Origin of the sequence: Halobellus sp. H-GB7 (assembly GCF_030848585.1) — an archaeon.
Lineage (GTDB): Archaea > Halobacteriota > Halobacteria > Halobacteriales > Haloferacaceae > Haloquadratum > Haloquadratum inordinatus.
Genome location: NZ_JAVDDW010000001.1, coordinates 762,605 through 776,214, shown reverse-complemented (window position 1 = coordinate 776,214; position 13,610 = coordinate 762,605). Strand labels below are relative to the sequence as shown.

The 13,610-nt window shown below is 65.7% G+C and carries 13 protein-coding genes; 9 read left to right on the top strand and 4 right to left on the bottom strand.

Annotated features, from left to right (window positions below; all coding sequences use genetic code 11):
* Window positions 1-152: 152 nt before the first annotated feature.
* The 4 genes from RBH22_RS04155 to RBH22_RS04140 all read left to right on the top strand — a co-directional run bounded on the left by RBH22_RS04155 (window position 153) and on the right by RBH22_RS04140 (window position 4,518).
* The gene (locus RBH22_RS04155; protein ID WP_306676738.1) at window positions 153-1,175 is read left to right on the top strand and encodes an ABC transporter ATP-binding protein; all 1,023 of its coding nucleotides are present in this window, start codon (window positions 153-155) and stop codon (window positions 1,173-1,175) included.
* Window positions 1,172-3,001: a PrsW family intramembrane metalloprotease gene (locus RBH22_RS04150; RefSeq protein ID WP_256290642.1), complete on the top strand. Its 1,830-nt coding sequence runs from the start codon at window positions 1,172-1,174 to the stop codon at window positions 2,999-3,001. The genes RBH22_RS04155 and RBH22_RS04150 overlap by 4 nt, the downstream gene beginning before the upstream one ends.
* Window positions 2,994-4,061 (top strand): ABC transporter permease, encoded by a 1,068-nt coding sequence (locus tag RBH22_RS04145; RefSeq protein WP_306676610.1) that lies wholly within the window; start codon window positions 2,994-2,996, stop codon window positions 4,059-4,061. The genes RBH22_RS04150 and RBH22_RS04145 overlap by 8 nt, the downstream gene beginning before the upstream one ends.
* Before the next feature lie 94 nt (window positions 4,062-4,155).
* Entirely contained in the window at window positions 4,156-4,518 is a 363-nt protein-coding gene (locus RBH22_RS04140) for a DUF5798 family protein (RefSeq protein WP_256544974.1), read from the top strand.
* A gap of 40 nt (window positions 4,519-4,558) precedes the next feature.
* On the opposite strand, the gene RBH22_RS04135 is transcribed toward RBH22_RS04140, so the two are convergent.
* The 4 genes from RBH22_RS04135 to RBH22_RS04120 form a co-directional block, all read right to left on the bottom strand.
* On the bottom strand, window positions 4,559-4,987 hold the full coding sequence (locus RBH22_RS04135) for a CoA-binding protein (RefSeq protein ID WP_256544973.1): 429 nt from the start codon (window positions 4,985-4,987) through the stop codon (window positions 4,559-4,561).
* A 56-nt stretch (window positions 4,988-5,043) separates the two neighbouring features.
* Window positions 5,044-5,655, bottom strand: coding sequence for a recombinase RecA (locus RBH22_RS04130; RefSeq protein ID WP_256544972.1), 612 nt, complete (start codon window positions 5,653-5,655; stop codon window positions 5,044-5,046).
* A 209-nt stretch (window positions 5,656-5,864) separates the two neighbouring features.
* Window positions 5,865-6,737 (bottom strand): geranylgeranylglycerol-phosphate geranylgeranyltransferase, encoded by an 873-nt coding sequence (locus RBH22_RS04125; protein WP_306676609.1) that lies wholly within the window; start codon window positions 6,735-6,737, stop codon window positions 5,865-5,867.
* A gap of 91 nt (window positions 6,738-6,828) precedes the next feature.
* Window positions 6,829-7,959 (bottom strand): hypothetical protein, encoded by a 1,131-nt coding sequence (locus RBH22_RS04120; RefSeq protein WP_306676608.1) that lies wholly within the window; start codon window positions 7,957-7,959, stop codon window positions 6,829-6,831.
* 249 nt (window positions 7,960-8,208) lie between these two features.
* Here RBH22_RS04120 and RBH22_RS04115 point away from each other — a divergent pair, with 249 nt between their 5' ends.
* The 5 genes from RBH22_RS04115 (at window position 8,209) to RBH22_RS04095 (ending at window position 13,576) form a co-directional block, all read left to right on the top strand.
* Entirely contained in the window at window positions 8,209-8,925 is a 717-nt protein-coding gene (locus RBH22_RS04115; protein ID WP_306676607.1) for an ABC transporter ATP-binding protein, read from the top strand.
* 2 nt (window positions 8,926-8,927) lie between these two features.
* Window positions 8,928-10,172, top strand: a complete 1,245-nt coding sequence (locus RBH22_RS04110; protein ID WP_306676606.1) for an ABC transporter permease — start codon at window positions 8,928-8,930, stop codon at window positions 10,170-10,172.
* Between the two features lie 174 nt (window positions 10,173-10,346).
* Window positions 10,347-10,607: a hypothetical protein gene (locus RBH22_RS04105; protein ID WP_256544967.1), complete on the top strand. Its 261-nt coding sequence runs from the start codon at window positions 10,347-10,349 to the stop codon at window positions 10,605-10,607.
* A gap of 207 nt (window positions 10,608-10,814) precedes the next feature.
* Window positions 10,815-11,471 carry a lactate utilization protein gene (locus RBH22_RS04100; protein ID WP_256544966.1) on the top strand — a complete coding sequence of 219 codons (657 nt, stop codon included), beginning with the start codon at window positions 10,815-10,817 and terminating at the stop codon, window positions 11,469-11,471.
* 962 nt (window positions 11,472-12,433) lie between these two features.
* Entirely contained in the window at window positions 12,434-13,576 is a 1,143-nt protein-coding gene (locus RBH22_RS04095) for a mechanosensitive ion channel family protein (protein ID WP_306676604.1), read from the top strand.
* Window positions 13,577-13,610 lie beyond the last annotated feature (34 nt).

Below are 13,610 nucleotides of genomic sequence, written 5' to 3'. Positions count from 1 at the left end.
ATTCGGCAACTTGAGTATTTCCGTCAGCACACCAACACCTCGATATGCTGGGGCTCCCGTGATCTCGCCTTCTTCCCCGCAGTGATGCGGTCGAATGGGCCACTCGCCGACGGGTTTTATTTTGGGAGCCTCCGTGGCGCTCGACAATGGCGATGATACGGGTCGAAGGGCTGCGGAAGACGTACGGTGACTTTCCCGCCGTCGTCGGCAGCGACTTCGAGGTCGAGACGGGAGAAATATTCGGCGTCGTCGGCCCGAACGGCGCGGGCAAGACGACGACGCTGAAGATGCTCGCCGGGCTCGTCGAGCCCACGAGTGGGACTGCCGAGGTCGCCGGTCGCGACGCCGGCGACCCGGAGATGCGTCGGAATCTCGGCTTCCTCCCGGAGGAATCACCGCTGTACGAGGATATGACGCCGCGGTCGTATCTGCAGTTCTTCGCCGACCTCTACGACGTCCCGCGCGAGGCGGCGACGGAGCGAACCGAATCGACGCTCGACCGCCTCGAACTCGAACACCGCGAGCGGCGCTTAGGCGATATGTCGAAGGGGATGAAGCGGAAGGTCGCGATCGCCCGCTCGCTGGTCAACGATCCCGACCTCCTCATCTACGACGAGCCCGCCTCGGGGCTGGACCCGCTGACGACGAACTACGTGCTGGAGTTCACTCGCGAACTCGCCGATCAGGGCAAGACCGTCCTCTTCAGCGCGCACAACCTCTATCACGTCGAGAGCGTCTGCGACCGGGTGGTGATTATGAATCGGGGAGAGATCATCGCCCGCGGGACCGTCCCCGAAATCCGCGCGGCCCACGGGAGCACCGACTACCACGTGTTCACCACTGTCTCAGTCGACGGCGCGACGCCCGACCGACGGTCGGAATCGGGGGCGGAGCGCTACCGCACCGTCGTCCCCGATATGGACGCCGTCGAGACGGTCCGAGAGCGAGCCACCGCGGCCGGAGGCGAGGTCGTCGACATCCGCACGCGAGAGCAGAGCCTCGAAGACATCTTCCTCGGCCTCGCACGCGAGACGCCGCCCGCCGCGGCCGAGGGGCAGGGCCGAGAGCCGAAAGCGAGCGGCACGCGAGCGCGGGGAGAGAGCGACGGGCGAGCACCTTCCGACGTCGACGCCGACGCCATCCAGACCGACCCCGAGGGGGGTCGCCGGCAGTGACGCGCTCGCTGCGCGAACGCGTCGCGGCGGTCGTCCGGATCGCCCGCTGGGAGGTCGAACGCTCGGCGGGGATCGTCGACCGTCGAACGGCGGTGCTCGGCGTGCTCGCGCTCGTACTCGCGGGAACGATCCTCGGGGCCGGCGCGTTCGCCGGTGGGGTCGCACTCGACCGCGACATCTACCGTGTCGGCGTCGACCAGGACAGCCCGTATCGAGAGCCCGTCGAGCGGAGCGTCGCACTCGACGCGCGCCCGCCGGATCCGGACGCGCTCCGCGACGGCGACGTCGACGTCCTCGTGCGAGAGGGACAATTCCGCGCCGCCGACACGCCGAAGGGACGCGCGGCGCTCTCGGAACTTCGGTCTGCAGTCCGCGCGTACAACGTCGGCCTGATGCGCTCTCAGGAGAACGGCTCGGCGGCGTTCCCGGTCGTCGTCGTCCTCCAGTACGTCTCGCGCTCGGCGGGGATCCCGGACGCTGCCGTCGCTGACGACGATGGCGGATCCGGAAGTGGGATCGGAAGCGGAGCCGACGGCGGTGCGGGCGGCGCGACCGACGGCGCGGAGACCGGCTCTGACGGCACCACAGACGACGAGGAGACAGCCGCGTCGACTGGATCTGGCGGCCCGCTCGGCGTCCCCGCGCTGAGTGGAATCAATCCGCTCGGCGGCGGAAGCTCCGGGTCGCCGGCGGAGATCCAACCGCCCTTCCCCTTCGGCTCGCTCGTCTTGGCGTTCGCCTTTCTGGTTCCGATGAACTTCGTGGTGCAGGCCTACGGGAGCACGATGCTCAACGAGCGGATCAACCGCCGCGGCGAACTCCTGCTCGTGGCCCCCATCTCGCCGGGCGACATCGTCGCCGGCAAGACCCTCCCGTATCTCGCCGCGATGCTCGCGCTGACGGCGCTCGTCGCGTTAGGCGTCGGCGGCAGCGTCGTCGCCGTCGCGGCCGTGATACCCATCGCGTTGGTGTTTCTCGCGGCGACGTTCGCCGGCGCGATGTTCGCGCGTTCGTTCAAGGAACTCACGTTCGTCACGGTCACGGTGTCGGTGTTCCTGACTGCGTACACGTTCGTGCCCGCGATCTTCGCGAACGTCACGCCGATTGCGCTCATCTCGCCGCTGACGGTCGTGGTCCGGGACCTCCAGCCGCTGGAGTCGGTGACACCGGGCGCGTTCCTCTTCGCGACGGGACCGTTCGTCCTCTGTGCCGGCGTGTTGTTCCTGCTCGGCGTCGGCATCTACAGAGAAGAGGACCTGTTCACCCAGCGTCCCGTCCCGCTGAAATTCCTCGACGCGCTCGATGCGCAGGTGTCGCGCCCGCGGGACGTCGCTGTCCTCTCGGGGCTGTCGATTCCGTTCGTCTTCGTCGCGGAACTGCTCGCGATCGCGGTGCTTTTCGCCCTACCGGTCTCGCTCACTGTGCCCCTCCTCCTCGTGGTCGTCGCACTCGTCGAGGAACTCGCCAAGAGTCTGCACGTCTACGCGGTCTTCGAGAGCGACACGTTCCCGCGAACGCGACGCGTCGCGCTCGTCCTCGGCGCGCTCTCCGGCCTCGGGTTCTTCGTCGGCGAGAAGTTCACCGCGGTCGCGCAGGTGGTCGGGCTCCCCGAGCTGGCGCTCGGACAGGCCGCATTCGCGCCCTCGGGCATCGGCGTGTTCTCGGCGGCGGGACTGCTGTTCGCGCCGCTCGTGCTCCACGTCGTCACCGCGGGACTGACCGCGCTCGGCGCGCGGCGGGACGTCCGCTGGTATGCGGCCGCCTTCGTCGGCAGCGTGCTCGTTCACACGGCCTACAATCTCACGGTGGTGAGCCGCCTTGGGTGATCGCACCGACCCGCGGCTGACGATCGCGCGCCGCGAACTGGGGAGCCTCCGAAAGGAGAAGACGATCGTGCTCGCGCTCGCGCTCCAGTTGTTCATCGCGGCGTTCTCCTCGTTCCTCGTCGTGGGGCTCGTCTCGCTGTACGATCCGGGTCAGGTCGACGGCTACGAGGTAGACGTCGCGGTCACCGGCGACGCCGCCGAGGACCTGATCCGGGCGTCACAGGAGGTGCGCGGCGTCGACGCACAGTTCTACCGCTCCGAGGAGACGGCGATGCGGGCGTTCCAGGAGTATCGGGCGACCGGCATCGACGCCGTCCTCGTCGCGGAGACGCGGGATCAGCGGGTGTTCGTCAGTGCCGTCGCGCCCGACTCGAACGTCCAGACGACTATCGTCGTCGTCCAGCTGCGCGACGTGGTCCGCTCGTTCGAGCGCGCCGAGCGTACTGACCGGGCTGCGTATCTGGACTCGCTCCCCCTCGAACTGCCGCCGGAAGCGACCTCCAGCCCGTACTTTAGCTTCACCTACACCATCCTGCTGCCGCTGTTGCTCTTCCTCCCGGTGTTCATCTCCGGGTCAGTCGCCGTCGACTCTCTGACCGAGGAGATCGACCGCGGCACGCTCGAACTGCTCCGCGTTGCACCCGTCTCGCTCTCCGACGTCGTCGACGGGAAACTGCTCGCGGCCGCCGGTCTCGCGCCGGTGCAGGCCGCGCTGTGGATCGGCCTCCTCGAACTCAACGGAACGAGCGTGCAGAACGTGCCCGCGCTCCTCGCGCTCGTCGCTGCGATGGCGCTTCTGATCTGTGGACTCGGGGCGGCGATCGCGTTGCTCGCGCCCGAACGGCGGGCCGCCCAGTTCCTCTACTCCGTCGGCGTGCTGTTCGTCTTCGGGGGGACGACGCTCTTGCCAAACGGACCGGTCAACGCTGCCTCACGGCTCGCAATCGGGAGCGCCGGGCGTGCGGAACTCGTCGCCGTCGGGGTCGCCGTTGCCGTCTCCGTCGCGATCTACGTCGGTCTGCGTCGGCTCGTCGGCCGCGTCGACGCCGACAGCCTCTGAGCCCGCCGGCGCCGTGAGACGGTCTGCGCTGGAGGGACGCCGCTCCGCAGACGAAGCCGGAACGCACACAAAGCCGGGGCGCACAGAGGGCCGTATGGGACTAGGAGGCACGGCGAAGAAGCTCCAGAAGGTGACAGAGATGGCCGAGGACGTCTACACGCGCCTGAACGACCTCCGCGATCAGGTCGTCCAGATGCGTGAGACGACCCAGGAGACCAGCGACCGCGTCGACCGCCTCGAACGCGAGGCCGCGGAGATGCGCGCGCTGCTCGACGCCCTCGCCGAGGAGGAGGGGATCGACGTCGAGAGCGTCACCGCCGAAGCACACATCGCCGAAGCAGAGCAGACCGACGAGGAGGCTGCCTCGGAGACGGGCGAAGGCGAGTCGACGTCGGAGACGACCGAGAGCGAGTCCGCCTCTGAGACGACCGAGAGCGGCTCTGCGTCGTCCAAATAGCGGCTGACGCCGAACAGAGGCGAGAAGCAATTCTCCGCGGTCAGTCGACGAGCCGTGCGTGCTCGACTTTCATACACTTGTCCTGAACGAAGTCGAGGCCGGCGTCGCAGGCCCGCTCGCCCGCCTCGTCGTCGGTGATGTCGAGTTGGAGCCACACTACGTCGACGTCGCCGACGACGTTGTTGCGCTCGATCGCCGCGTCGACGATGTCGCCGGCCTCGTCGCTCGGCCGGAAGACGTTGACGACGTCGACGTCGATCGACTCTGGAACGTCCGCGAGCGAGTCGTAGGCGGTTTCGCCGAGGATCTCGTCGGCGAAGGGATTGACCGGCACGACGTGATACCCGTGCCGCTGGAGATACGCCGGGATGTCGTGGGCGGCCTTCCCGGGCGTCGTCGAGCACCCGACTACGGCGACCGTCTCGTGAGCCAGTACCGATCGCAGTCCGTCGTCGTCGCTGATAGGCATACGTGGAGGAGAGACGCGACCGGGATAAAACGTCTGCCGTGATCGTCGTGGTCGGCTCAGTCGCCCGCCAGCCGAACCGACGGCGGTCCGTCCTCTTGAGTGGTGACGATGCCGTCGAACAACTGCTTCAGCGTGTTCATCGTCTGGTCGTCGTGGGCGCTCGCGTCGATGGCGAACACGCCGAGGCCGTCGACGCTCTGGATGCGGCCGGTGAAGACGTGCAGGAATCGGAACACCGTCTGGAGATCCGCGTACATCAGAAGCGTCGACAGCGAGTGCAGCATCACGCGGTTCTGCTGGATACCCTGATCCTGATAGAACGCCTGGAGGAACTCGGAGAGTTTGATCCCGATCCCGGTCATATCGACGGGTGAGGAGGTGTATTTGATCCGGTCGTCGTCGCGAATGTCGCCGACGCCCTGCTGGCGCGTGACACAGTCTACGACGGCCACCGGGCGGTCCTCGTACGCGATCCGCGTCTCGAAGTCTCTGAGCACGCGGTCGGCGCCGTCCTTGGTAGTGACGATGATCGCTCCCTCGCCTTTCTCCGTGCCCGACGCGAGGATGTCGAGACAGAGCGATCGTTTCCCCGAGAGAGGTGGACCGCTCACCAGGATGTTCGTTCCCGGGGGGACCTCTGCATCGAGGTCCGGGCCGAGGTCATACATCTGATCTCCTCGGCGTCGAGCCGCTAGCTACAAGGAAGGTGTTGATCGTCCGATGGGTCGACTCGCCGGGAGTCATTAGACGAGTAGACCATATCGGGTGCAGATAATATTCTTTTTGATTGCTCCGGTGTGCGGTACGGCAATCGCCGTCCGAATGAACCGGCGCTGTACACCAGATTATCAGGAGGTAGCGCTAGTTTGTTGGGGTTTTAGAACGCGAGACCGGTCTCAGCTACTCGGCCGGCGACGAACGCCGCAGTCGCGAGAAACATTCCCCGCTTCAGTCGCTGCTGGGCGATCGACGGGCGATCGAAGGACTGCCGCAACGCGGCGAGCATCACGCCGTCCGCGGGGACGACCAAGAGCAGATACACGAGTCCGAACGTTCCCATCACGTACGGGAGCGCGCTCGCCGCCACGGCGACGAGCAAGACGACGGCCCCGATTCGGAGTGCCGTCGGTTCGCCGACGACGATGGGGAGCGTCCGAAGTCCCTCCTCTCTATCGCCTGCGATGTCCTCTACGTCCTTGACGATCTCTCGCGTCAGCGTCGCCAGCGCGGCGAGCGCGAACAACACGAGTGCCGCCGGATCGCCGAGTCGACCGACTGCCGCGGCACCGAAGAGGAACGTCGAGCCGGTCAGGTACGCGACGACGACGTTGCCGACGCCGGGAAGCCCCTTGAACAGTTCCGTGTACGCGAGCAGCGCAAGGAGATTCGCGACCGCGATCGCGATCGCCGCCAGCGGAAGTACGAGTGCAGCCACGACCGCACCGAGGAACAACACGACGCTGAACACGAGCGCGCCGCGGGGCGACACCGCGCCGCGAGGGATCGGTCTGTCCGGACGGTTGATCCGGTCGATCTCCCGATCGAAGTAGTCGTTGATCGCGTTTCCGGCGCCCGTCGCGAAGACGGTCGCGAGCACGGCAGCGACGACGGCGACCGGCCCCGAGCCGAACCCCGAGGCGACGAACGCCCCGGTGAACGTGAGAACGCCCGCGGCGACGGCGTTGCCGGGACGGGTGAGTTCGAGGAGTCCCCGAAACGTCGCTGTCCGCTCACGTCCGCCAGATGCCATACCTACCTCGTGTCCGCGGCTTCGAGATAAAGGGCGCGGAGTCCGGCGAGCGACGCTGCGCTCGCCGGGGCGGGGTCGATTCGCGCGCGGATCAGGAGGCGGTCGTCTGTGCGAGGAGCGACTCCGCGAGTTCGATCGCCGTCTCGCGGTCGGAGTCAGTCGCGAGGGCGACCGTGCCGCCGTCGGTCTCCCACGTCACCGCGACGCGGCCGTCCATCTCGGTCACGTTCGCGCTCACGCCACCGATCTCAGTTTCGGTCGCAGCACCGCTCGCGTACGGGAGCGTCTCCGTGTTGCTGGCGAAGACCGTCACGTTGTCGGGACCCACGTAGCGGGCGACGGCCGTCTCGCCGCCGTAGTTCAACACGGCGCCCTCACTGAATTCGTACGCCGAGTCGGTGACTTCGGGGACGGTCACGTCGGTCGCGTTCTGGAGCGCGTCGAAGGAGTCGATATCCGCGCCGGCCGGCAGTTCCGCGCCCGGCGGCTGGAACGTGCTGTCGGCGACGCTGATGTCGAACCGCGTCTCGGAGTAGGTAATCGTCACGGTGCCGTGTTCGCCGCTGAGCTCCTGTTTGAGAACCTTCGAGGAGTCGACGGCGATCCAGTTGGTGACGGTGCCCGTGCGGCTCTCGTTTTCGGACGTCACTTCGACGACCCAGGCGTCGGTTCCGTCCACGGTCTCACGGCCCGTCCGAGTCGCGGTCGTGTTCTCCTCGGTCCAATCATACATTACGGTGCGAGCCCGCTCGCTCGCGTCCTGCCACGCCTGCTTCTGACTCTCGTTGAGCGCATACTCCGTCCCGTGCATCGCGTCCGAGTCGTGCATCGCCCCGTCGGCCGGCATCGACGCATTCGAGACGATCCGGGTCACGCCCGTTCGCTCGTCGTGGATCCAGCCGACGCTGCCGTTCGTTCCGAGAACGACCGTCCGATTGTCGCTCGAAATCGACACGCGGGATCGGTTCTCCTCGGCGACGGTGAACGAGACCCCGTACGTTCGCGTCGCCGTCTCGTTCGTCGCGGTTACGGTCGCCGCGCCGACGACGGTCTCGGCGCTCTCGTATCGCTGCTCCGCGTCGTCGAGAATCTCCGCTCCGGAAGGCGCACCGACGTCGGTGACCGCCATCCCGGCTATCGTCGCAACGCCCAAGAGAGCGACCACCCCGAGGACGACTCCGATTCCGATGCCGCCTCTGTCCTCGCCGTCAGTTCCCACCATTATCAGCGATAAGGACTTCGTCTGTAAATGCGCTGCGGCCGGCGCCATTATGTGCTGTTCCGGCAGATTTGACGACACGGCGTCCCTCATACCGCGGACAGCCGTGAGTTTTTCACCGTTCGAACCCAACCGCTCGTAGTGAGTCCTGTGTCGAACGATTCGCCGGCCACTGGGGCCGCCGGAGCCGACGAATCACCCCCCTCGGAAGCAAGCGAGCGTACGCCGACGCCGCTCGTGGAGTTAGCGGGTGTGACGAAACGATACCAACTCGGCGGGACCGTGACGGCGCTCGACGACGTGTCGCTGTCGCTGGATTCCGGCTCCTACACTGCAGTGATGGGGCCGAGCGGGTCCGGCAAGTCGACGCTTCTCAACCTCGTCGGCGGACTCGACACGGCGGACGAGGGTCGCGTTCGCGTCGCAGACGACGACCTGGGCGCAGTCTCTGAGTCCCGCCGCGCCGAGAAGCGAGGCACTGACATCGGATTCATCTTCCAGACGTTCAATCTGATGCCGCGTCTCACCGCCGTCGAGAACGTCGCGCTGCCGCTCGTCTTCGACGGTTGGGACCGGGACGACCGGCTCGATCGGGCGCGGACGGTCCTCGACGACGTGGGCCTCGGCGCGCGGTACGACCACAGGCCGAACGAACTCTCCGGCGGGCAGCGCCAGCGGGTCGCCATCGCCCGGGCGCTCGCGCCCGAGCCGTCGATCCTACTCGCCGACGAACCGACCGGGAACGTCGACACCGAAACCGGCGCGGAGATTATGCGGCTCCTGGGCGAGATCCACGACCGCGGGAACACGATTATGCTGGTGAGCCACTCCCGGCGGATCGCCGAGCACGCCGAACGGATCGTCCACGTCCGCGACGGTCGAATCGAGGACGTCGAGGAAGTTCCCGACTCGGCGTCGACGCCGGCGTCCGGCGACGATTCGCGCGACACGAGGCGGGGGCGGAACTGACGATGGAGTTCCGCGAGGCGCTGCGGATTGCGGCGCGATCGATCCGAGCACACCGCTTGCGCTCGGGACTGACAGTCGTCGGGATGGTGATCGGGATCGCTTCCGTCGTCGTCTTCGCGACCTTCGGCGCGAGCGTGCAGGCCGCCGTCATCGCCGACATCGGAGACACGAACGCGAACAACGTCTTCGCCACGCCCGCGAGCGGAGACGACGGCCCGCCCGGTCGCGTCTCCGGCTTCGGTCAGCCCGTGTTCACGGAGATCGACGTCGAGACCCTCCGCGAACAGGAAGGCGTCGAGGCCGTCATCCCACAGGGGATCGTCGGCGTCTCGACGATGGCGTACGGCGATCAGACGATCGCCCAGCGGCAAGCGACCGCGACGGTGCCGGCGACATTTACCGACGACAGCCTCGTCAGCGGCGAGGCGTTCGAACTCGGAGCCAACGAGACCGTTCTCAACGAGGCCGCGGCGAGAGCGTTCGAACGGAACGTCACCGTCGGCTCGACGGTCCAACTCACGCTAGCCACGGGTGAGACGCGGAACGTCACGGTCGTCGGCATCACCTCGGGGACGCGCGGGGGCTTCGTCTCCGGGTTCGGCGAGGTGACTCCGCGCGTGTACCTGCCGGCCGATCCGTTCTACCCGACGACGGTCGAGAGCCCCTCGGTGGGGGCGGACGTCCGGGCTTACCCCCAGGTGACCGTCGTCGCGAACCCGAACGCGGTCGAGTCGGTGAAGCAGGCGACCGAGACGTATCTGACGACGGAGTCCGACGCCGCGGAACTCCTCTCTGACGGCACCGAAATCCAGGTGCAGACCAGCGGCGACATCGTCGAGACGATCCAGCAAGTGATCAATCGGATCACGCGCTTCGTGACCGGGATCGCGGTGATCTCGCTGGTCGTCGCGGCGATCGGCATCGCCAATATCACGCTCGTGTCGGTCACAGAGCGGACCAAGGAGATCGGGATTATGAAAGCAGTCGGGGCGACCAACCGCGACACGATGCAGCTGTTCCTCACGGAGTCGGCCTTGCTGGGGACTGTCGGAGCCGTCGTCGGCGTTCCCGTCGGTCTCGTGGTCGCCTGGGGCGCGACGCGGTTCGCCGAAGTCGGGTTCACGATCGCGGGCGAGTGGGTCGTCTTCGCCGTGATCGTCGGGATCGGCGTCGGCGTCGTCGCCGGACTCTATCCGGCGTGGCGGGCCTCGAAAGTCGATCCCATCGAGGCGCTCCGCTACGAGTGAGCACAACGGTTGGGCGAACCCGGATAATATTGTTACTTCCTCTCAATCTCGATACCGCCGTCCAGAAGTAAGTAGTTCAAAATACGCCGTATGGCTATCTGAAGCGGGCTCAGATTCATACGAATCATTTTAAGTGTGTTAAGTTATTACAATATCAACAGTGGTTAATACGAAATGAGTGTACAAGAGCAGACAGAAACGAGCAACGAATCGACGCCCGGTGCCGCGACTGTCGTGGCCGGAACGTTCAGCGTGATCGTGCTACTTGCCGCCGTGTCTTACTCTGTAATGGCGAACGTGGTGAACTGGGTCGCAGTCGATCTGCTCACCTACCCCGTCCAGGGCGTCGCGCCGTTCGTCGTCATCAGCGGCGCGATCCTGACGATTCCGATTCTCATCCCGACGGCGCTGGTCTCCGTCCAGTTTCTGAAGTAACCGTCGAACGGCACCGTCCGACGACTGATACTGTCGGACAGCAGTTCCTGAATTATTTTGGCACCCACGGGGTGGCGATGATTTTCACATCGTTCTGTCCGACAGTATGAAACGAAAGTGACGTGGGCGTAACCACCTAACACTCGTGTCCGCGATTCGTTAAGTAACACCCGTGACTAGGGTAAATCGCCGAAGCCGATCACCCATATGTCACAGCAGAAATCTGACTACGTAGACGACGCAGACATCGACGCAACACTCGACGAGCAGGCCAACGAGGAGACGATCGAGGAGACGGTCGAAAACCTCGAAGCCAACGGGTTCGACGTCGCCGTCGTCGACTCTGCCGACGAGGCGCTCGAAACGCTGCAGTCTCACATCCCGGCGGGCGCGTCCGTGATGAACGGTCACTCGACGACGCTCGAAGAGGTCGGCTTCGCCGAGTACCTGACCGAGGGCGACCACGAGTGGGAGAGCCTCCCGGACGAAATCTGGAGCATCGACGACGACGCCGAGCGACAGGCTGCTCGCCGCGAGTCCCAGACGGCCGATTACTTCCTCGGCGGTATCAACGCCATCTCGCAGACGGGCGAACTCGTCGCCGCGGATCGCTCGGGCAGTCGAATCGGCGCGTATCCCTTCGCCGCGAGCAACGTCGTCATCGTCAGCGGCGTGAACAAGATCGTCCCCACGCTCGAAGACGCACTCGACCGACTCGAATCCGTCGCGTACCCCCTCGAAAACGAGCGCGCCAAGGAGGCCTACGGCGTCGAGTCCGCGATCGCAAAGCAACTGATCTTCCGGCAGGAACTCGAAGACGGACGCACGACGGTCGTGCTCGTCCGTGACCAGCTCGGATACTAACCAGAGCGGGTGTAGCCCGGCTACTCATCCTGTCGGCCGCACAACGGCGTGTGGCCGAGAGAGAAGCCGTGCCAACGCTACTACCGGACCGATGCCACTTACTCACTGAGTCCCTCGAAAATCGCCGGTGTGGCGTGCTGGCAATCGCTAAAATCGCCACTGTGAGGTAGTTCTCGGCACTCTGTTCGATCCGACTATCGAGTATGTCAACACCGCTGGCCGTCAGCGCGGCCGGGGACGTCGCAACGCCTGAGCGCGCCGCGACTTGCTCCGATACGAACCACACGGTCACGCTCACTTTTCCGACTGGGTGCTCTCGCTCCGCAGCAGTCGCTCGCCGGTGGTCTCTCGACGGCGAACGGCCGGGCAGTTCGACGGTAGCAGTCGGGGGCTGTGGTGGACAGTTTGGCACTGTAGGAGGTGATGCGAAGGCTGTCCACAGCCACCCGACCCGGTATGGGGGGTACCGAATTGCGGCGGGCACTCTACTGTGCCCGTTTAAGCATCATCCACCTACGGGAAATAATTACTTGTTTTGCGAATAGCCACTCCAAAGTACAAGAAATAATTGAGCTAAGTTGTGTGTCGGTACAGGAGCACGTCGATAGCGTGGGACGCACTGGCGTTTGATACTGCCGACGGGCGCGCTGCTTCGTTCGCGGAAGCGACCCCCACGGACCTGACAGTCGGCTCATAGTGATACTGTCGGACAGAACTGTGTGAAAATCATCGGCACCCCGTGGGTGCCAACATGATTCACGAACTGCTGTCCGACAGTATGAGTATCGGAAGTCCGCATCGATGACGGTCCCCGCCCGTCGCGTTTCTGACGGCGACCTGGAGGTCGTACGCCCGGTTCTGTTGGTTGTCGAACGTCACCGCGGTACCCACCTCTCCAGCGGCAGAGGGCGTCCGATGCACAGCGTAGAAATGGTTATCCCACCCCATCGCGTCGGTTCCGTATGCTTTCGCCGCTGGTGAAACTGTTCGAGGGGCTCTCTGCGATCGAAGCGACGGCCCTCGTGCTCGTCCTCTCGTTCGCGAGCGCCATCGTGATGGAGTTCGTCATCCTCCGCATCGCCAGGCGCTACGTCTCGAACACCAGCACCGAGTACGACAACATCGTCATTTCCTCGCTACGGGCCCCGCTGGTCATCACCGCGGCGCTCGTGGGAGTGTACGTACTCACGCAGGTCCCCGCAGTGCGTTCGTCGGTACTCCTAGATGCCCAGACGCTCGACGTGGCCTTCGGAAAGCCTTCGCTTTCGGTCATCGTTCTCGTCTGGGCGTACGCCGCCAACGAAGTGGTGAACCGACTCGTCGCCGCCGTCAACGAGGAGGGCGGCCGATTCGACTTCGCCCCCGTCTTCTCGAACGTCTGGACGCTATCGGTCCTACTGGGGAGCGCCGGCACGCTGCTGTGGCTCTGGGGGATCGAGATCACGCCGCTTCTGGGCGCGGCGGGCGTCGCCGGCATCGCCGTCGGGTTCGCGGCGAAAGACACGGTCGCAAACTTCTTCGGCGGCATCGCGCTGTACTTCGACGACACCTACAAGATCGGCGATTACATCGTCCTCGACGACGGCACCGCGGGGACGGTCGTCAAGGTCGGCGTGCGATCGACGACGCTTCTCACCCGCGACGAAGTGATGGTCACCGTGCCCAACGCCACGCTCAACGCCGCGAAAGTGACGAACGAATCGGCACCCCAGCGCCGCCGTCGCGTCCGGGTTCCGATCGGTGTCGCCTACGGAACCGACATCGACGCCTTCGAGGAGCTCGCCGTCGACGTTGCTGCCGCTGAATCTCTCGTCCTCGACTCGCCGAAGCCCCGCGCCCGCTTCCGATCGTTCGGCGACTCCGCGCTCCAGTACGAACTGCTCTGCTGGGTTAACGGCCCGACGCGGCGACGACGTGCCCAACACGAACTCAACCGGTCGCTCTACAAGGCGCTGAACGATGCCGGCATAGAGATCCCATATCCCAAGCGCGAGGTGACGGTAACACCAGCGTCCGACCGCCCCGCTGTCGCCGGGGGGGCTGCGACGTCCGAACGCCGTACGGCCGACGAAGCCCCCGGCGAATCCGGAGACGTGACCACATAGCCGTGCGTTTTTCGGACTTCGCGCAGGCCCGACC

Coding starts and splice junctions, on each gene's coding strand:
- RBH22_RS04155 (WP_306676738.1), top strand. CDS start 153: ATGATACGGGTCGAAGGGCTGCGGAAGACGTACGGTGACTTTCCCGCC.
- RBH22_RS04140 (WP_256544974.1), top strand. CDS start 4,156: ATGGGACTAGGAGGCACGGCGAAGAAGCTCCAGAAGGTGACAGAGATG.
- RBH22_RS04135 (WP_256544973.1), bottom strand. CDS start 4,987: ATGCCTATCAGCGACGACGACGGACTGCGATCGGTACTGGCTCACGAG.
- RBH22_RS04130 (WP_256544972.1), bottom strand. CDS start 5,655: ATGTATGACCTCGGCCCGGACCTCGATGCAGAGGTCCCCCCGGGAACG.
- RBH22_RS04125 (WP_306676609.1), bottom strand. CDS start 6,737: ATGGCATCTGGCGGACGTGAGCGGACAGCGACGTTTCGGGGACTCCTC.
- RBH22_RS04120 (WP_306676608.1), bottom strand. CDS start 7,959: ATGGTGGGAACTGACGGCGAGGACAGAGGCGGCATCGGAATCGGAGTC.
- RBH22_RS04110 (WP_306676606.1), top strand. CDS start 8,928: ATGGAGTTCCGCGAGGCGCTGCGGATTGCGGCGCGATCGATCCGAGCA.
- RBH22_RS04105 (WP_256544967.1), top strand. CDS start 10,347: ATGAGTGTACAAGAGCAGACAGAAACGAGCAACGAATCGACGCCCGGT.
- RBH22_RS04100 (WP_256544966.1), top strand. CDS start 10,815: ATGTCACAGCAGAAATCTGACTACGTAGACGACGCAGACATCGACGCA.
- RBH22_RS04095 (WP_306676604.1), top strand. CDS start 12,434: ATGCTTTCGCCGCTGGTGAAACTGTTCGAGGGGCTCTCTGCGATCGAA.